The organism is Acidovorax sp. Root568, assembly GCF_001427445.1.
Lineage (GTDB): Bacteria > Pseudomonadota > Gammaproteobacteria > Burkholderiales > Burkholderiaceae_C > Acidovorax > Acidovorax delafieldii.
The window spans coordinates 400,906-419,455 of record NZ_LMGP01000015.1; the positions used below are offsets into that span (position 1 = coordinate 400,906).

Here is an 18,550-nt window from a genome sequence, read left to right on the forward strand (position 1 = left end):
TGGAAATCAAATGGTCAGCCTTCTGACGGGCTGTATCGCGCGGCGGCCTATTCTGCCAGCGCGCACTGCACCGGTTTGGCGCCCAGCAACTGCACACACACCTGCGGGTCCAGCTGCACCAGAAAGCCCCGGCGCCCGCCGTTGATGGCAATGCGGGGCAACGCGAGGATGGTTTCTTCGATGTAAACCGGCATGGTGCGCCGCGTGCCAAACGGAGACGTCCCCCCCACCAGGTAGCCACTGTGCCGGTTGGCGACCTCGGGTGCACAGGGCTCGACCGACTTGGCGCCGATCTGGCGTGCGAGGTTCTTGGTGGAGACCTTGCGGTTGCCATGCATCAGCACCAGGAGCGGCTTGGCATCCTGGTCCTGCATGACGAGGGTCTTGACCACGGTGAACGGGTCCAGACCCAGCACCTCGGCGCTGTGCATCGCGCCGCCGTGCTCCAGGTACTCATACGGGTGTTCGGTGAACGCCACCTTGTTCGCCTTGAGCAGCTGGGTGGCTTGGGTCTCGGAAACGTGTTCTTTCTTGGCCATGGTGTGGTGCGGATAGGGCACCGATGGTATCCGTATCCAAATGTGAGCGTGCTGGAATCTGCGGCAATGTGTCAGAACACCGAGGCAGGCGCTGCGGTGGCCTTGCGGCGCCGCCCGACCTTGCGCTTGCCGTATTCCTCGATGGCGATCACCAGCGCTTGCGTGAACTGCTGCACCAGGGCGGACTGGCTACGGCCCTCGACTGCCAGCACCTGCAGGCGCCGTTGCTGCAACTGGGTTTCGTCAAACGGCCGGGCAGCCAGCAGGCCCGCCTCCACCCATCGCGCCGCCGTGAGGTAGCTGGCCAGCACCACGTCCTGCCCGCTCAGCAGCGGCAACAAGGCCGACGAAAAATTGCTCTCCACTGCGGGCACATAGCGAAGACCCTGCACCGCACAGCTCAGGTCAAACAGCTGCCGCCCCGTGGTGTTGGCGGCCCCCAGCAGCAGCGGGTAGCGCACCACGTCGGCCACGCTCACACTGCGCTGACGCGCCAGCGGGTGCTGTGCGGGCATGACGGCATAAATGGGTGCGATGGCCGAGTGCAGCACCTGCAGGCCCTTCTCGGGCGCCGTGCTGTACTTCAGCGCCAGGTCGGCCTCGCCGCGCAGCACCAGGGCCGACACCTCCTGCGGCACGGCCACCTGCAACTGCAGCTGCACCTGCGGGTGCACCTGCCGAAACCCCGCCATGACCAGCGGCATGAAGGCTGCCGCAAACCCTTCGGTGCAGGCCAGCCGCACCCGCAGGGCCCCTTGGGCCGACAGATCCTGCAATTGCTCGACCAGCTCCAGCGCCTGCGCATCGTGTGCACTGGCGTGGGCCAGCAGGCGGGTGCCCGCTTCGGTCAGGTTCATGCCGCGCGCCTGGCGCTCGAACAGCACCACACCCAGGCTGTCTTCCAGCTTGCCCAGCTGCCGGCTCACGGCCGAAGCGGCTACGTGCAGGCGCTGCGCGGCCTGGTTGACGGAGCCGGTGCGCGCGACCTCCAGAAAGTAGCGCAAGGGCAGGCTGAGCAGTGAAATGGCCATGATTGTTTAAATCACAAAAAGGCAACGGTCAGTTGCCAAATCTCTATTCCAAGCAATGGTAAACCAGCATCCATCTTGCATGGCTTGAGGCTCCAATTCACCCATGCCCTTGCGCGGGCGCCACGTGGCCATTGCTCCCACGCCGCCCGCTGCCGGGGCCCTACCACCGGAGTCCGCATGAAACGCCTTGTTCGAGCCTCGTTCCTGTCTGCCACCGTGGCAGTTCTTGCCGGCCATGCCAGCCTGGCCTGCGCCCAGGCAGCAGCCCCTGCCGACGCCTGGCCCCAGCGCCCCGTGCGCATGGTGGTGCCCTTCCCGCCCGGCGGCGGCACCGACGTGGTGGCACGCGCGCTCGCACAGAAGCTGGCCAGCCGCCTGGGCACGCCGGTGGTGATCGACAACAAGCCGGGTGCCTCCACCATCATCGGCACCGAAGCCGTGGTGCGTGCCGACCCCGACGGCTACACGCTGCTGGTTTCGGGCTCCACCAGCTACACGGTCAACCCTGCCTTGCGCAGCAAGCTGCCCTACGACCCTGCCAAGGACCTCGTGCCCGTGGCCACCGTGGCCCGGGCACCCCTGGTGCTGGTCGTCAGCGCCAGCGCGCCGTACAAGGACCTGAACGCACTGATCGCCGCAGCCAAGGCAAAGCCCAAGAGCATCCACTACGCCACCTTCGGCTCGGGCTCTGGCCCGCACCTGGCAGGCGCACTGCTGGAGCAGGCGGCCGGGATCCAGCTGCAGGACGTGCCCTACCGGGGCAGCAGCCAGTCGCTGATCGCCCTCATGGGCGGCGAAATCCAGCTAGGTATCGACACCGTGGCCGCTGCGGCGCCGCAAGTGAAGGCCGGCAAGCTGCGCGCCCTGGCCATTGCGGGCAAGTCGCGCTCCAGCATGCTGCCGGGGGTGCCCACCGTGGAGGAACTCAAACTGCCAGACGCCGTGTTCGACGCCTGGTATGCCATCGCCGCCCCCGCCAGGACGCCACAGTCTGTCATCCGAAAGCTGGTGACCGAGGTGGAAGCCGTCACCCGCGACAGTGGTCTGCAGGAACAGATGCGCACCCAGGGCATGGAGCCCGTGCACCTGGGCCCCGTGGCCACGCGCGCCATGATCGATGACGAGATCGGCCGCTACCGCGCGTTGGCCCACCGCGCCAAGATCGTGGTGGACTGACGAACACCCAACAAGGACCTGCACGATGAACCGCCAACAACTCATTCAAGACGTCCAGCGCTACTTTGACGATGGCCGCTTCGCCACCGACCTGCGCCGCCGCGTGGCCTGGCGCACCGAAAGCGACACTGGCAAGGTGCCGCCCGAACTGCACACCTACCTCACCGACGAAATGGTGCCCTGGCTCGCGCCCCTGGGTTTTGAATGCGAGGTGCTCGACAACCCGTCGCCACAAGGCGGCCCCTTCTTGGTGGCCCGCCGCGTGGAAGACCCTGCACTGCCAACCGTGCTCACCTACGGCCACGGCGATGTGGTCAACGGACAGGACGCGCAATGGCGCGAGGGCCTCTCGCCCTGGGAGCTCACCATCGAAGGCGAGCGCTGGTATGGCCGAGGCACGGCCGACAACAAAGGCCAGCACACCGTGAGCCTGGCCGCACTCGCCCGCACCATCGAGGCCCGGGGCGGCCGCCTGGGGTACAACGTGACGCTGCTCATGGAGATGGGCGAAGAGGCGGGTTCGCCCGGCCTGGCCGCCTTCTGCGAGCAGCACAGCGACGCGCTGAGGGCCGACCTTTTTCTGGCCAGCGACGGCCCCCGCGTGAACGCGGGCCACCCCACCCTCTTCCTGGGTTCACGCGGAGCCATCAACTTCTCACTCGCGGTGCGCAGCCGCGACAAGGCCTACCACTCGGGCAACTGGGGCGGCGTGCTGGCCAACCCGGCCACCGTGCTCACGCACGCCCTGGCCACGCTGGTGGACGCGAAGGGCCGCATCCTCGTCAAAGGCCTGCTGCCGCCTGCGGTGCCCGACAAGCTGCGCACTGCCCTCAAGGACGTGGTGATTGGCACCGGCGCCGATGACCCCGCGCTCACCCCCGGCTGGGGCGAGCCCGGCCTCACCCCCGCAGAGCAGCTGGTGGGCTGGAACACGCTGGAGGTGCTGGCGCTGGGCGCGGGCAACGCGCAGCGGCCCATCAACGCCATCCCCGCACAGGCTGTGGCGCACTGCCAGCTGCGCTTTGTGGTGGGCACCGATTGGCAGAACGTGCAGGCCACGCTGCGCGAACGCCTGGATGCGCATGGCTTCAGCCAGGTCGAGATCACCATGGGCATGCACTGCGGCGCCACGCGGCTCGATCTGCACAACCCCTGGGTGGACTGGACGATGGCCTCGCTGCAGGCCAGCGCAGGCCAGCCCGCCACGCTGCTGCCCAACCTGGCAGGCTCGCTGCCCAACGACATCTTTGCCGACCAGCTCGGTCTGCCCACGCTGTGGGTGCCGCACTCGTACCCCGCCTGCGCCCAGCATGCACCCAACGAACATTTGCTGGCGCCCGTGGCACGAGAAGGTCTGGCGGTGATGGCCGGGTTGTTCTGGGACCTGGGTGAGGCCCAAGGGACGCCGTGGACTGAAGGGCGCACCACCCGGCAGGAGGCAACTGCCTGACAGCAGCGCGCACAAACTCGCAGAAAAACAAAGGGGCCTGTACGGCCCCTTGGTTTGATCTTGCCGATTCGCAGGGCCACGCCCTGCCCCGGTCACAGCGCAGGGTCGCGCAGCTCCCAGCGGATCGCGTCAATGGCCTTCAGCACCTCGGGCGACAGCGTCGTGCCCCAGGCATTCAGGTCTTCCTCCAGCTGCACCACCGACGTCACGCCAATGATGGTGCTGGCCACTTGCCACTTGGTGTAGCAGAACGCCAGCGCCATCTGCGTGGGTGTCATGCCATTGGCACGCGCCAGTGCGTTGTAGCGGCGCGATGCCTCCAGCGCCTCAGGGCGGCCCCAGCGTTGTTTGCGCACGGATTCATACGATGCAATGCGCGCACCCTGCGGGGCATTGGGGCCAGTAATGCCGCTTTCGTCGTACTTGCCCGTCAACAAACCAAAACCCAGCGGCGAATAGGCCAGCAGCGACACATCCAGGCGGTGGCAGGTTTCATCCAGCCCGTTTTCCCAGGTGCGATTGATCAGGCAGTACGGGTTCTGCACCGTGGCCACACGCGGCAGGCCATGCTGCTCGGCCAGGCGCACGAACTCGTGCACGCCATACGGGGTTTCGTTTGACAGGCCGATGTAGCGCACCTTGCCCGCCTTCACCAGCCCGGCCAACGCTTCCAGTTGCTCGCGGATGGGGGTTTGCGAGGTTTCCTTGGAAGGGTCGTAATACAGGTTGCCGAACGCTGGCACATGGCGCTCGGGCCAGTGGATCTGGTAGAGGTCGATCACATCGGTCTGCAGGCGGCGCAGGCTGGCCTCGCACGACGCCACGATGTCGGCCGGGGTCATGCCCTTGCCCTCGCGCACCCAGGGCATGCCGCGCGAGGGGCCGGCCACCTTGGTCGCCACCACCAGCTTCCGGCGCGCGCCAGGGTTCTTGGCAAACCAGTTGCCGATGATGGTTTCGGTGGCACCAAAGGTCTCGGCCTTGGCGGGCACGGCGTACATCTCGGCCGTGTCGATGAAGTTCACGCCGCGCGCAAGCGACTGGCTCAGGATGGCATGCGAGTCGGCCTCATTGACCTGCTCGCCGAAGGTCATGGTGCCCAGGCAAATGGGGGTGACAAGCAGGTCACTCTGACCCAAGCGGACGGTGTTCATGCGGTGAAGGCTCCAGAAGGTGGAAAAGTAAGCAGGGCCTGCTACGGCCCCGGCTGGCGATGGTACAAGCGATCGCCAAAACCTGCCGGACGCCGGACTCCTTGGTGACACCGCAGGGCGCCCCGCCAGCGTGGCGGCAACGTAACATTGGCACAGCATGTACCAAGTCCTCACCCCTTCGCGCAGCAGCACACTGGCGCTGCGGCACCTCAACTACCACGTCCGCCACTGGGGCCCCGAGCAAAGCGACCTGCCCACGCTGGTGCTTTTGCATGGCTGGATGGACGTCAGTGCCTCCTACCAGTTCACGGTGGACGCGCTGCGGCAACCACGCCGCATCATCGCGCCGGACTGGCGCGGTTTTGGCCTCACCACCGGTGCACCGGTAGACCACTATGTGTTTGCCGACTACCTGGCCGACCTGGACCTGCTGCTGGACCACTATGCCCCCGGCGAAGCCATTGACCTGGTGGGCCACAGCATGGGCGGCAACGTGGCCATGATGTACGGCGGTGTGCGGCCCGAGCGCGTGCGCAAGCTCGTCAACCTGGAAGGTTTTGGCCTGCCCGCCACACGCCCCGCGCAGGCGCCCACCCGCTACGCGCAATGGATCGACGAGATCAAGCAGCTGCACCAGGGCACCAAGGAGCTCAAGACCTATGAAAGCGCCGACGGCGTCGCCCGCCGCCTGATGAAGACCAACCCCCGCCTGTCCGAAGACAAGGCCCAATGGCTGGCCCAGCACTGGGCGCGACCCAACGCGCAGGGGCAGTGGGAAATCCTGGGCGACCCCGCCCACAAGATCACCAGCGCGCAGCTGTACCGAGCGGACGAGGCACTGGCCATCTACGAGCGCATTGCGGCCCCCGTGCTGGCCATCGAGGCCAGTGGCGACAGCCTGGGCCAGTGGTGGAACGGCCGGTACACCCTGGACGAATACCACCAGCGCCTGACCCATGTGCGTACCTGCAGCACCGCCGTCGTGCAAGACGCGGGCCACATGCTGCACCATGACCAGCCGGAGCAGGTGGCCCAGCTGATCGAAGCGTTTTTGGATGCTGCCTGAGGCAATTTGAAGTCCTTGCGCCCGCAAGCGCTAGTGGATATTGCCTGAGCAGCTATCATTTTTGATATGAATGCCACTCGGAGCCCACACGCCGGCCTGCGCAGATCCGGCGGCGGTCTGGCACAAAGGGCATTAGCAGGGCACCTGCCCGTCCCATGAGAAAATCGCGGGTTATTCCACAGAACACGCAGGACAAGAATCATGGACGCAGAACGCATCAACCTCATCGGCACCACCCTCAGCGACCTGGCTCTGCGCACGCAAGAGTTACGGAGGTATCTTTGACTTCGATGCCAAATTTGAACGCCTGCGCACGGTAAACGCATCGCTGGAAGACCCCTCCGTCTGGAACGACCCCAAGAAGGCCCAGGAGCTGGGCAAGGAACAAAAGTCGCTCTCCAGCGTGGTCGTCACGCTGGACAAGCTCACCCGCGATCTGGCCGACAACGCCGAGCTGTATGAGATGAGCAAAGAGGAAGGCGATGAAGCCGGCCTTTTGACCATCGAGTCGGAAGCCGCCACGATGCGCGCAGCGGTGGAAGAGCTGGAGTTCCGCCGCATGTTCCGCAACGAGGCGGATCCGCTCAATTGCTTTGTGGACATCCAGGCAGGCGCTGGCGGCACGGAAGCCTGCGACTGGGCCAGCATGCTGCTGCGCCAGTACCTCAAGTACGCCGAACGCAAGGGCTTCAAAGCCACGGTCGAAGAAGAAACCCCGGGGGACGTGGCCGGCATCAAGAGCGCCACGATCAAGATCGAGGGTGAGTACGCCTTCGGCCTGCTGCGCACCGAAACCGGTGTGCACCGCCTGGTGCGCAAGAGCCCGTTCGACAGTTCGGGCGGCCGCCACACCTCGTTCGCGTCGCTGTTCGTGTACCCCGAAATCGACGACTCCATCGAGATCAACATCAACCCCGCCGACGTGCGCACCGACACCTTCCGAGCCTCCGGCGCGGGCGGTCAGCACATCAACAAGACCGACTCGGCCGTGCGACTCACGCACATCCCCACCGGCATCGTGGTGCAGTGCCAGGACGGTCGCAGCCAGCACAGCAACCGCGACGTGGCATGGCAGCGCCTGCGCAGCCGCCTGTACGACTTCGAGATGCGCAAGCGCATGGAAGAGCAACAGAAACTGGAAGACACCAAGACCGACGTGGGCTGGGGACACCAGATCCGCAGCTACGTGCTGGACAACAGCCGCATCAAGGACCTGCGCACCAACGTTGAAATCTCGGCCACGCAAAAGGTGCTGGACGGCGACCTGGACGCTTTCATCGAAGCTTCGTTGAAGCAAGGCGTCTGAGCGATGCGGATGCGCACCGACGCCATCATCTTCGACATGGACGGCACCATGATCGACTCCATGCCCTGGCACGCCCAGGCGTGGGTCGAGTTCGCACGCCGCCGGGGCATGGACATCGACGTGCCCGACCTCATGGCCCGCACCACGGGCCGCAATGGCACCGAGTGCATCGTGGAACTGTTGGGGCGCCCTGTGTCGCAGGACGAGGCCGACGCGCTCACGCACGAAAAAGAAACCATCTACCGCGAGCTGTTCGCCCCGCGTTTCTCCGAAGTGGCGGGCTTTCGCCAGTTTGCGGCCCAGGTGCGCGCGCGTGGTCTCAAGGTGGCGGTGGGCACCGCGGGTGACATCGGCAACGTGGAATTCGCACTGGGCCACCTGGGCCTGGAACCCGCGCCCCAGGCCATCGTGCGTGGCGATGAGGGCCTGCCCGGCAAGCCCCAGCCCGCGATCTTCCTGGAGGCGGCACGCCGCATCGCGGCAGCCCCCGAGCATTGCATCGTCTTTGAAGACGCGCCTTTCGGCATCGAGGCAGCGCGCCGCGCGGGCATGCGTGCCGTGGCCATCTGCAGCACCCACACGCCCGAACAACTGGCCGGGCCCCATGTGCTGGCCGCCGTGCGCGACTACACCGAACTCATGAACACCGACTTTCTGGAGAGCATCCATGTTGCAACTGCATAAAGCCGACGGAAGCGGAGACGGCGCGGCCCCGGCCATCGCCATCCGCCGCGAGGACTACACCGCCCCCGCCTACTGGATCGACAGCGTCGAGCTGACCTTCGACCTGGACCCGAACAAGACGCGCGTGCTCAACCGCATGACGCTGCGCCGCAACCCCGACGTGGCGGCACAGCCGCTCAAGCTCGATGGCGATGACCTGAACCTGGCACGTGTGCTGGTCAACGGCCAGGGCACCTCGTTCAAGATGGAAGGCACCCGCCTGGTGCTGGAGAACCTGCCTGAAGGCTCCGAGCCCTTTGCGCTCGAAATCTTCACCACCTGCTGCCCCGCCAAGAACACGCAGCTCATGGGCCTGTACGTGAGCCAGGGCACCTTCTTCACGCAGTGCGAGGCCGAGGGCTTTCGCCGCATCACCTACTTTCTGGACCGCCCCGATGTGATGGCCAGCTACACCGTCACGCTGCGCGCCGACAAGGCCCAGTACCCGGTGCTGCTCTCCAACGGCAATCTGGTGGACAGCGGCGACCTGGAAGACGGCCGCCACTTTGCCAAGTGGGTGGACCCGCACAAGAAGCCCTGCTACCTGTTCGCCCTGGTCGCAGGCAAGCTGGTGGCCCGCGAGCAGAAGATCAAGAGCCGCTCGGGCACCGACCACCTGCTGCAGGTGTACGTGCGCCCCGGCGATCTGGGCAAGACCGAACATGCCATGAACTCGCTGATGTACAGCGTGGCCTGGGACGAGGCCCGCTTCGGCCTGCCGCTGGACCTGGAGCGCTTCATGATCGTCGCCACCAGCGACTTCAACATGGGCGCCATGGAGAACAAGGGCCTGAACATCTTCAACACGAAGTACGTTCTGGCCAGCGAATCCACGGCCACCGACACCGACTTCGCCAACATCGAAAGCGTGGTGGGCCACGAGTACTTCCACAACTGGACGGGCAACCGCGTGACCTGCCGCGACTGGTTCCAGCTCAGCCTGAAGGAAGGCCTCACGGTCTTCCGCGACCAGGAATTCAGCATGGACCTCGCGGGCAGCCCGTCCGCCCGCGCCGTCAAGCGCATCGAGGATGTGCGCGTGCTGCGCACCGCCCAGTTCCCCGAAGACGCGGGCCCCATGGCCCACCCGGTGCGGCCCGACAGCTACGTCGAGATCAACAACTTCTACACCGTCACCATCTACGAAAAGGGTGCGGAAGTGGTGCGCATGCAGCACAACCTGGTGGGCCGCGAAGGCTTTGCCAAGGGCATGAAGCTGTACTTCGAACGCCACGACGGCCAGGCCGTGACCTGCGACGATTTTGTGCGATCAATAGCCGATGCCAACCCGGGCAGCCCGCTCACGCAGCACCTTGGGCAGTTCAAGCGCTGGTACAGCCAGGCCGGCACGCCCCGCGTGCGCGCCACGGGCCGCTACGACGCTGCCACGCGCTGCTATGCACTCACGCTGTCGCAAAGCTGCGCCCCTACGCCCGGCCAAAGCGAGAAGTTGCCCTTCGTCATCCCGGTCGAGCTGGGCCTGATCGATGCCACCACCGGTGCCGCCCTGCCCTTACACCTCGCAGGTGAAGGCGCTGCAGAAGGCGCAGCCCACACCACCTCGCGCGTGGTCGTGCTCACCGAGGCATCGCAGACCCTGACCTTCACCAACCTGGACAGCGAGCCGGTGCCATCGCTGCTGCGCGGGTTCAGTGCCCCCGTGGTGCTGGACATCGACTACACCGACGCGCAGTTGCTCACTCTGCTGGCGCACGACGCAGACGCTTTCAACCGCTGGGAAGCTGGGCAGCGCCTGGCACTGCGAATTGCTATTAATACAATAGCTAATGAAGCATATGCAACCGGCGCTACCGGCCGATTTGAGCAAACCATTCTGTCGACAGCGTTTGTAGAGGCTATGCGCAGCGTGCTGCGCAACCCGGCCCTGGATGCGGCGTTCAAGGAACTGGTGCTCACGATGCCCTCCGAGACGTACATCGCCGAGCAGCTGGATGTGGTGGACCCGCAGCGCATCCACGCAGTGCGTGAAGCCATGCGCGAAGAACTGGCGCTGGCGCTGCAGGCCGACTGGGAAACCGTCTGGGAACAGAACCAGGACACCGGCGGCTACCGCCCCGACCCCGTCTCGTCCGGCCGCCGCGCACTCAGTGGCCTGGCGCTGCACATGCTGTGTATTGCCGCGCAAAAGACAGGCGATGTGGTCTGGCGTGGCAAGGCGTACCAGCGCTTCAAGGTCGCGGGCAACATGACCGACCGGTTCAATGCCCTCACGGCCCTGGTGGCCAGCGGCAGCGAACTGGCCACACCCGCCCTCGCCCGCTTCCATGCGCTGTTCAAGGACGAGCCCCTGGTCATCGACAAGTGGTTTGCACTGCAAGCGGGTGCGCCCGACCGTGGCGGCAACGTCTTGCCCGCCGTGCGCCAGCTCATGCAGCACCCGGACTTCAGCCTGAAGAACCCCAACCGGGCGCGCAGCGTGATCTTCAGCTACTGCAGCGCCAACCCCGGTGCGTTCCACCGGTCGGACGCTGCGGGCTACGTGTTCTGGAGCGACCGCGTGATCGAGCTGGACGCCATCAACCCGCAGGTTGCGGCCCGCCTCGCGCGCGCGCTCGACCGCTGGAAGAAGCTGGCGGACCCCTGGCGCAGCGCCGCGCGCGAGGCCATTGCTCGCGTGGCCGCCAAGCCTGATCTGTCCAACGATGTGCGCGAGGTAGTGACCCGCGCACTCGCCGAATAAACCACGACCGAGAAGAGACTGACATGGCAAAAAGCATCAGCCTGACCCGCTACCTTGTTGAACAACAACGGGTGGACGGACTCATTCCCTCGCAACTGCGCCTGCTGCTGGAAGTGGTGGCCCGCGCCTGCAAAAGCATCAGCCACGCCGTGAACAAGGGCGCACTGGGCGGCGTGCTGGGCACGGCCAGCAGTGAAAACGTGCAGGGCGAGATCCAGAAAAAGCTCGACATCATCGCCAACGAGGTGCTGATCGAGGCCAACGAATGGGGCGGCCACCTGGCGGCCATGGCGTCTGAAGAAATGGACGGCATCTACCTCGTGCCCAACCGCTACCCGCAAGGTGAATACCTGCTGCTGTTCGATCCCCTCGATGGCTCCAGCAACATCGATGTGAACGTGAGCATCGGCACCATCTTCAGCGTGCTGAAAAAGCCCGATGGTGATCGCGGCGTGGAGGAAGGCGACTTCCTGCAGCCCGGCACCCAGCAAGTGGCAGCGGGCTACTGCATCTACGGCCCGCAGACCACCCTGGTGCTCACCGTGGGCGATGGCGTAGCCATGTTCACGCTCGACCGCGAACAGGGCTCCTTCGTGCTGACCGAGGAGAACGTGCGCATCCCCGAGGACACCAAAGAATTCGCGATCAACATGAGCAACATGCGCCACTGGGACGAGCCCGTGAAGCGCTACATCGACGAATGCCTGCAGGGCAAGGAAGGCCCGCGCGGCAAGGACTTCAACATGCGCTGGATCGCCAGCATGGTGGCCGACGTGCACCGCATACTGACCCGTGGTGGCGTCTTCATGTACCCGTGGGACAAACGCGAGCCCAACAAGCCCGGCAAGCTGCGCCTGATGTACGAGGCCAACCCCATGGGCTGGCTGGTAGAACAAGCCGGTGGCGCTGCCACCAATGGCAAGCAACGCATCCTCGACATCCAGCCCACCCAGCTTCATGAGCGCGTCAGCGTGATCCTCGGCTCAAAAAATGAGGTTGAGCGCGTGACCAGCTACCATTCCACGCTATAATCCAAGGCTAAGCCGGTGTAGCTCAGTCGGTAGAGCAGCTCATTCGTAATGAGAAGGTCGGGTGTTCGATTCATCTCTCCGGCACCAATAAAATCAATGACTTACGAGTCATTGTTGCCCCAAGTGCCGTCTCCTGTCACACTCAAGTCACAGTAGACGGCACAATTTGGCAGCACTGAACAACAGTGCCATCTCTCTCCAGCCAGTTTTTGTGCCGTCACATTTCGCTGACCGTACACAAAACACAACATGGCTGCCATCCGTGAACGCAAAGACCAAAACGGCAAAGTGAGCTACCAAGCTCAGGTCCGTATCCAGGGTTATCCGCCGCAGTCGAAAACTTTTTTGCGAAAGACCGACGCCAAGCAATGGGCCATCCAGACGGAAACGGAAATCCGCACTGGCATGACCATCCGGAAAAACTCCGCCAGCAAGCACACAGTGCGCGAGATGCTGGAGCGCTACCGCGACAACGTGCTGACCGACAAGGCCAACGGCGGCAAAGACCATAAGACCCACGTCGCCTGGTGGATTGACGAACTTGGGCACTACGCCTTGTCCGAAGTCACAACTGATCTTGTGACACGGAGCATCGACAAGTTCAAAAAGTCGAAGACACGGCTTGGGAAGCCCCCTGCCCCAGCGACCGTACTGCGCTACATGATGGCCCTTTCACATGCATTCACCGTGGCGCGCAAGCAGTGGAACTGGTGCGAGTCTTCGCCAGTTGAAAACGTGCAGCGCCCGAAGGTCAGCAACGAGCGCACACGGTATCTGACCGACGCAGAGCGCGAGTCTTTGCTCAGCGCTTGCAAAAGCTCAGCAAACTCCGATTTGTATTTGGTGGTGGTGCTGGCGATCTCGACTGGCATGCGCAAAGGCGAAATCATGGGTATGCGTTGGCAAGACATTCATACCGCTCCGGACGAGGGCTACACCCGGGTACATCTCACCAAGACCAAGAATGACAAAGCACGCTCAGTTTTGCTCACATCCCTCGCGCTGGAATTGCTCGAAGAACGGCGCGCGAAGGTGATTGAAGGCCGGAAGGTCAAGGTTGCAACCGGACTAGTTTTTCCAAGCACTGTGAAAGCCGATACACCCGTCGATCTTCGCAAACCATGGGGCGTTGCACTGCTCGCTGCTGGTATTGAAGAGTTTCGTTTCCACGATCTCCGGCACACGACAGCGAGTTACCTTGCGATGAATGGCGCCAGCCTTTTGTCCATCAGCAAGGTGTTGGGCCACCAGACCACCAAAATGACAGAGCGGTACTCGCACTTGGCCACCTCTCACATTGACGAGGTAGTTCGGAGTATGAACGCAAAGAAGTTTGGACTGGGTAAATCGTCACGTTGATAACATAAAATTCCGATGCTTTTGGGTTTCACTCTTGGCGGTAGCCTCCGGCACAAAACCAGTCCGATTGCGCAAGAGCTTCGTACATTGCGGTCTGCCAAGCATTTTGATGCACGAATGCTCTGCTTTCAGACTCACGTCTAAGATGACCTCGCAATTCGTCCATTGCGGCCGCACCTGAGTTTGATGCCAAAACCTCAAGCCCATAACGGATGTTGCCAAGCTCCTCCGCAGCATGAGATGCGAAGAGCTGACCCAACTTAAAGGTTGTAAAGTGCCCTAGGATGCGAGCCTTCATAACATCTCCTAGGTCAGCCGGTGGGCTTACCCGGAAAGTTAAGCTTACGGGCTGAGTTTGTTGGACTTCAGCATAAAGCCAGCGAACTTGGGCCAAATTGTCAAAATATGGATGGAGAGTCTGCTCCTCTGCAGTTTCTGGGCCATGATCAAGCTTCTCTTTATTGCACTCTGAGCATGCAGGCACCAAATTAATTGGAGTTACCGCCAATACCGGGTGCTGGGAAACAGGAAGATAATGATCCAATTGATGTACTGTGCGCTGCCCACATAAAGGACAAATGTCGTTTTTACACGCTTTTTTGAGCGATGAATATATCGGACGTGTTCGTTTGCTTTTCACGAAGGTTTGCTTGTAGAGCTTTTCCATCTCTACTGCTGAAACCGTGTCAACAGTTTCACCACCCGCTATAAGATACAAGCTACCGGCTGCGCCGTGACCGTCATAAATCTGTGCTGCACTAGCAATAGATTGCTTCGCTTGTCGTAGTCGGTTCTTCAGATCATGATCTTGAACACTTCGCACACAGTCGTCCACTATGCTATCGACAACCAAATTCGGTTTAGGCAAGCTTCTCATTATTAAGCTGACTCACTGTCACGATGAGCGATCAGACCTCTAGCAATGGCGCGAGCTTCACCGCCAAGCTGATCATTGAATTTTGCAACGAGCCCAGAAAAATCCTCGCCAGCATCAACAGCGGCGGTAATCATTTTGTGAAAACCCGCTCTGGTTACCTGATAGGCGAAAACCTCTCGTGTCAGGATACCAATATTCTCGCCAAAGGTTTCTATTTCCGGCCGTTCAGCTATCAGTTCACTGCTACTGCGACGCAGCTTCCAAGCACAGGATGCAGGTACTTCTTGAAGCACAACTGGCGAGTGAGTGGCAATGATTGCAACGCCGTTCCGTCTCACGAGCAGCGTTGAAAGACAACGAACAAACGCGGCAATGAGAGGCGGATGAAGATGCCCTTCTGGCTCATCCAAAAGGACAAGCGTCTTTTCGTCTACCAGCTCGACAAGCCTGGTCACAGTCAACAGAACAATTGCATGTCCTGAACTTAAGCGCTCAAATCTCCTAGCGGCGGCTGCTTTCCATTGCTCTTCCGAATCTTGCAACTCAAGAAGATTTTGCACTTCGGCTTCAGCGAAAAGATCATCTGTCTCTAAGACAGTAACTGCCTCTCGCCATCGCGACGCACGCTGACCTTCACGGCAACTACGCAAGCTTTCGGCAAAATCCAACGCCAGTCGCTCCGCGCTCTTCACGCTGACAGTGCCGTTAACGTGTTCACGCAGCCCAACTTGTTTGCAGGGCAAAGCGTCATCTCTATTCGCGGCAAGGTCAAAACTATCAAATGCACTAAAGGAAACCAGAACCAGTCCAGCAAAATCCCAGTCCGCGTCCAACCCGAAGTTGCGCTTCACTATTTGCCCCCCACGTGCATTCTCCGGTGCAGGCCGACCGAGAAGAGCATGAGTCAATTGACGCATACAGAGAGTTTTTCCGACGCCATTCCGACCAATGAGTACATGGACGTTGGTTGGGGGCATAGAGTCCGGCACAACATGGAAATCAAGGCTCACCGGCGGGGCCCCCTCTTCTTCTGGCAGTTCAAAGCTGAAGTCAAACTCGGTGAGTCGGGCATCGCCGTGTGCTAGCCGACGCAGACGGCCACGTACACTACTTGCCCTCACATCCCGCAGCAGCGACTCTTGCATCACCTCTTCGTTGAAATATTCTTCGAAGATATCGGGGTTAAATGCGCAATCGCGCAAACCTTGAAGTAACTCTATCCGCAGATTTTCCGGCAACTCTGCGAGCGCCTCGTAATACGCTTCGTTCTGCCCAAGTGAAAAAAATTGCTCATCCAGCGTCTCGAAAGGTGGCGGCAATTCAGGCGCTCTTTCCCCCGGAGATGCCTGCGCCGCTGATCGAAGACCACGCTGGCCAATCTTCACGTCACCAATGCGTTTGCGTTGCCCCTGACCGTCGAAAACCACGAGTGCAAACTGCGTCCGAAATTTTCCCCAGTCGTCCCATCTGTCATACACAAGATAAGCTCGATTGACAGAGGTAGCTGGAGCGCCCACATCGCGGGCCAAAGGCGTGATCAACAAAGTCGTCCTCCTCTATCGGGGGTCATCCCAATTTAGCTGTTTTATATTCAACGGTATGCCTCAATAGCTGGTGCAAGCGGCACCCTCCTGGACCTGATGGGTGCCGCCAACAGTGACTGAAGGATGATAGTTGAGCCCATTGGACGCCGCTTGATTGCTGACTTGCCTAAGGAAAGGCTATCTGCAAAAGGCACCCAAGCAAGCGCTTCACAGCAAACTGGGAATTTTCCTTCTGCTCACAGGCCGTATGTACTTGGCCAAGGTGACGTCAGACTTGTGTCCAGTCTGTTCTCGTATCTGCCACGGCTGCAAGCCCTTCTCCGCTGCGCTCGTGCAGTAGCCAGCCCGCAAACTGTGACCACTGAATTTCTTCGCGTCTCCACCGACGCGCTGCACCGACGCCTTGATCACCAGCGCCACCGACTGCGCTGACAACCCCCACCGTGCAACGCGGTCGTGGCGGCTGACGGCACGAAACACAAACCCCTCCTTGATTTCTGAGACTTCCAGCCAATGCGTCAGGGCACGCACTGGGCAACGCTCTCCATTGGCGTGCGGGATGAACACCGTACGACCATGGCCTTCTTGATCGGTCTTGCTAGATGGCAAGAAAATCTCCACACCGTTGCCTAGGTAGGTCAGATGCTCCACACGCATCGCCACCAGTTCCGACCTGCGCATAGCCGAAGCAAAGCCAACGAGCAGCAGTGCACGGTCGCGCGCAACTTTGATGGGCATCTTCTGCCGGTCGATCATCACCAGCGCCGCTAGCAGATCGTCTGTGACCAACGGCTGCACCTGCCGCTGCTTCGTTCCCAGCGTCCGGCGAATACCCTGCATCACGCGCTTGACGGTCTCACTTCGGGCCGGGGATTTCAGAGCATTCTCAACGTGGGCTTTGTGGATGGCGGTCAACCGACGTTCCAGGGTAGCAACCGACAGCTTTTCCGCGCATCGAGCCAGGTACTCGGCCAGAGCCGCAGGGCTGACTGGAACGCTCCCGCCGTTGGCAAAAAAGTGCTTCAAATCAGAGGCATATGCGCGCTTGGTAGCTGCGGACTGACTCGCAGCTATGAACTGCTCGGCCGTGGCCGAAAAACCGCTCAGATCGCCCGCTGGTTGCGTTTGCGGCATGCGGTTGGATATGGTGGTGCTGCGAGCGGACAAAGCTACGCCAGCGCCCTCCAGCGGAGTGCGAATTTTCTTCATGGTGAGTCCTATGGACGAAGGTGGAAAAACAATAAAAAACGGCCCGCGAAAGGGGCCGTTTTTAGTGGTGTCTGGCAGTCGATAACTGTGTCTTATCGCTACCTGAAATCAGAGAAAAATTCTGAGCGCCATCCCCGCATGGACGTGTGAATACGTCACACGCCAAAGGCATGGCAAGAAAAAATCAAACGGGGTCACGAACCGATAAATCGAGCGGGTGAAGACCATCTGCCAAGATGACGCCATTGCGACGAGATGTTTTTCTATTATCTCAGGTTGTCGGCTGCCAAGCAAAATGACATTTTTACCAATTATTCAGTCCACACGCCACGCTCAGTAGTAACGATGAAACCCTCTTCTTCGTTCTCTGCAATGTAATTTGGCAGCTTGTCGATCTCATCGTCTTTAATAGTGACATAACACAATAGACCGTGTTTATTCACAGTCACACGTGTGCAGTTTGTTCCGTCGATTTCGCTCATAAGATCCTCAAAAAATTGGTCCCATACACCAACTAAACGGCCTTCCGAATACCACGACAACTCGGAAAATTTGAACAGCCCCAAAATGCCCCACCAGCGTTAGCGCCCTTGCGTGCCGTTCTCATGACCATACCCGCACCACACTGCGGACAAGCTGTCTCGACAGCGGCTCCCGGTTGGGCGATTGCTGGCTTGTTTTCTGGCAGCTTGACTGCAGCAGACATGGATTGCTTCGCCTGCTGGATCATAGAAAAAAGCCTGGGACCATCGACCAACTGCACATTGCGGCCTTCGGCAAAGGCTTTGGCCTCAGCAGTAAAGCGCCCGGAAGTGACAACGAATCCGCCAGTTGCACCCCCGGCAGCCATCACGCCATACAGTTCCCGGACCACGTTCACACCGACTTTGAATGCCTTCCATTGCTTGCACTGAACCAAGAACTTTTCTGTGCCCTTAGTCAGGGCGATGTCCACTCCGCCATCCGGTCCGCCACCACCAGTTTCTGAGACACGGAAACCCTGCAACCTGAACGCCTCACCGACCAGCAATTCAAACTCTCGCCAGCTCATTCCATCCAGTGCATTCACGCTTTGCGCTTGAGCCACATCACTGACCAATGACTGGCGCTGCTTGCGCCGCCATGCAGAAAGTGCTGCCCCCGCAAAACAGATGATCGGGACGATGTACTGACCAGCGGTCGCCAGCCCTTTGATGACAGCTTGTTGCATCAACCCAGCCACTTGGCCAGGCTGAACGCCTGTCGCCGAAATCGGCGCGGCCAACCAATGCAAAATCAGATACCCCGCGACTCCCAGAGCTACACCGGCCCACCATGGCAGCATAGCCACCAGATCGAGCATGTCCTCCAGCGGGCTTGATTTGCGTCTCTTTGCCACTTCATC

At 61.4% G+C, this 18,550-nt stretch carries 16 protein-coding genes and 1 tRNA gene; 9 read left to right on the forward strand and 8 right to left on the reverse strand.

Annotated features, from left to right (window positions below; genetic code table 11):
• Positions 1-47 precede the first annotated feature (47 nt).
• Together ASD75_RS13665 and ASD75_RS13670 are read right to left on the reverse strand one after the other, a co-directional pair.
• Positions 48-539, reverse strand: a complete 492-nt coding sequence (locus tag ASD75_RS13665; RefSeq protein ID WP_056063754.1) for an aminoacyl-tRNA deacylase — start codon at positions 537-539, stop codon at positions 48-50.
• 71 nt (positions 540-610) lie between these two features.
• Positions 611-1,570, reverse strand: a complete 960-nt coding sequence (locus ASD75_RS13670) for a LysR family transcriptional regulator (RefSeq protein WP_056746400.1) — start codon at positions 1,568-1,570, stop codon at positions 611-613.
• Between the two features lie 177 nt (positions 1,571-1,747).
• Between ASD75_RS13670 and ASD75_RS13675 the strand changes: the two genes are divergently transcribed.
• Positions 1,748-2,746 carry a tripartite tricarboxylate transporter substrate binding protein gene (locus ASD75_RS13675; RefSeq protein WP_056746401.1) on the forward strand — a complete coding sequence of 333 codons (999 nt, stop codon included), beginning with the start codon at positions 1,748-1,750 and terminating at the stop codon, positions 2,744-2,746.
• Between the two features lie 25 nt (positions 2,747-2,771).
• Positions 2,772-4,196: a M20 family metallopeptidase gene (locus tag ASD75_RS13680; protein ID WP_056746402.1), complete on the forward strand. Its 1,425-nt coding sequence runs from the start codon at positions 2,772-2,774 to the stop codon at positions 4,194-4,196.
• A gap of 92 nt (positions 4,197-4,288) precedes the next feature.
• Here ASD75_RS13680 and ASD75_RS13685 read toward each other — a convergent pair whose 3' ends face one another.
• The gene (locus ASD75_RS13685; RefSeq protein ID WP_056746403.1) at positions 4,289-5,350 is read right to left on the reverse strand and encodes an aldo/keto reductase; all 1,062 of its coding nucleotides are present in this window, start codon (positions 5,348-5,350) and stop codon (positions 4,289-4,291) included.
• Between the two features lie 157 nt (positions 5,351-5,507).
• On the opposite strand from ASD75_RS13685, the gene ASD75_RS13690 reads away from it, so the two are divergent.
• The 7 genes from ASD75_RS13690 to ASD75_RS13720 all read left to right on the forward strand — a co-directional run bounded on the left by ASD75_RS13690 (position 5,508) and on the right by ASD75_RS13720 (position 13,536).
• Positions 5,508-6,416 carry an alpha/beta fold hydrolase gene (locus ASD75_RS13690; protein ID WP_056746405.1) on the forward strand — a complete coding sequence of 303 codons (909 nt, stop codon included), beginning with the start codon at positions 5,508-5,510 and terminating at the stop codon, positions 6,414-6,416.
• 201 nt (positions 6,417-6,617) lie between these two features.
• Positions 6,618-7,722 (forward strand): peptide chain release factor 2 gene (gene prfB, locus ASD75_RS13695; protein WP_099730502.1). Its coding sequence is split into 2 segments (ribosomal slippage): positions 6,618-6,698 and positions 6,700-7,722, totalling 1,104 coding nucleotides; the frame shifts between segments, so codons are not numbered across the junction.
• Between the two features lie 9 nt (positions 7,723-7,731).
• Positions 7,732-8,406 (forward strand): HAD family phosphatase, encoded by a 675-nt coding sequence (locus ASD75_RS13700; protein WP_056746407.1) that lies wholly within the window; start codon positions 7,732-7,734, stop codon positions 8,404-8,406.
• Entirely contained in the window at positions 8,390-11,146 is a 2,757-nt protein-coding gene (gene pepN / locus ASD75_RS13705; protein ID WP_056746409.1) for an aminopeptidase N, read from the forward strand. Before ASD75_RS13700 ends, pepN begins: the two co-directional genes overlap by 17 nt.
• Before the next feature lie 23 nt (positions 11,147-11,169).
• The gene (locus ASD75_RS13710) at positions 11,170-12,177 is read left to right on the forward strand and encodes a class 1 fructose-bisphosphatase (protein WP_056063775.1); all 1,008 of its coding nucleotides are present in this window, start codon (positions 11,170-11,172) and stop codon (positions 12,175-12,177) included.
• A gap of 11 nt (positions 12,178-12,188) precedes the next feature.
• Positions 12,189-12,264, forward strand: a tRNA-Thr gene (locus ASD75_RS13715).
• A gap of 162 nt (positions 12,265-12,426) precedes the next feature.
• A complete protein-coding gene (locus tag ASD75_RS13720; protein WP_056746410.1) occupies positions 12,427-13,536 on the forward strand; it encodes a site-specific integrase in 1,110 nt (369 codons plus the stop codon).
• A gap of 28 nt (positions 13,537-13,564) precedes the next feature.
• On the opposite strand, the gene ASD75_RS23375 is transcribed toward ASD75_RS13720, so the two are convergent.
• From ASD75_RS23375 to ASD75_RS13740, 5 genes are all read right to left on the reverse strand, one after another.
• On the reverse strand, positions 13,565-14,404 hold the full coding sequence (locus tag ASD75_RS23375) for an HNH endonuclease (protein WP_200947597.1): 840 nt from the start codon (positions 14,402-14,404) through the stop codon (positions 13,565-13,567).
• 11 nt (positions 14,405-14,415) lie between these two features.
• The gene (locus ASD75_RS23380; RefSeq protein WP_200947598.1) at positions 14,416-15,957 is read right to left on the reverse strand and encodes an AAA family ATPase; all 1,542 of its coding nucleotides are present in this window, start codon (positions 15,955-15,957) and stop codon (positions 14,416-14,418) included.
• A 207-nt stretch (positions 15,958-16,164) separates the two neighbouring features.
• Entirely contained in the window at positions 16,165-17,166 is a 1,002-nt protein-coding gene (locus ASD75_RS13735; protein WP_056746416.1) for a site-specific integrase, read from the reverse strand.
• 311 nt (positions 17,167-17,477) lie between these two features.
• Positions 17,478-17,648 (reverse strand): hypothetical protein, encoded by a 171-nt coding sequence (locus ASD75_RS23725; protein ID WP_156401016.1) that lies wholly within the window; start codon positions 17,646-17,648, stop codon positions 17,478-17,480.
• A 32-nt stretch (positions 17,649-17,680) separates the two neighbouring features.
• Positions 17,681-18,544, reverse strand: coding sequence for a restriction endonuclease (locus ASD75_RS13740; protein ID WP_056746419.1), 864 nt, complete (start codon positions 18,542-18,544; stop codon positions 17,681-17,683).
• Between the last annotated feature and the right edge of the window lie 6 nt (positions 18,545-18,550).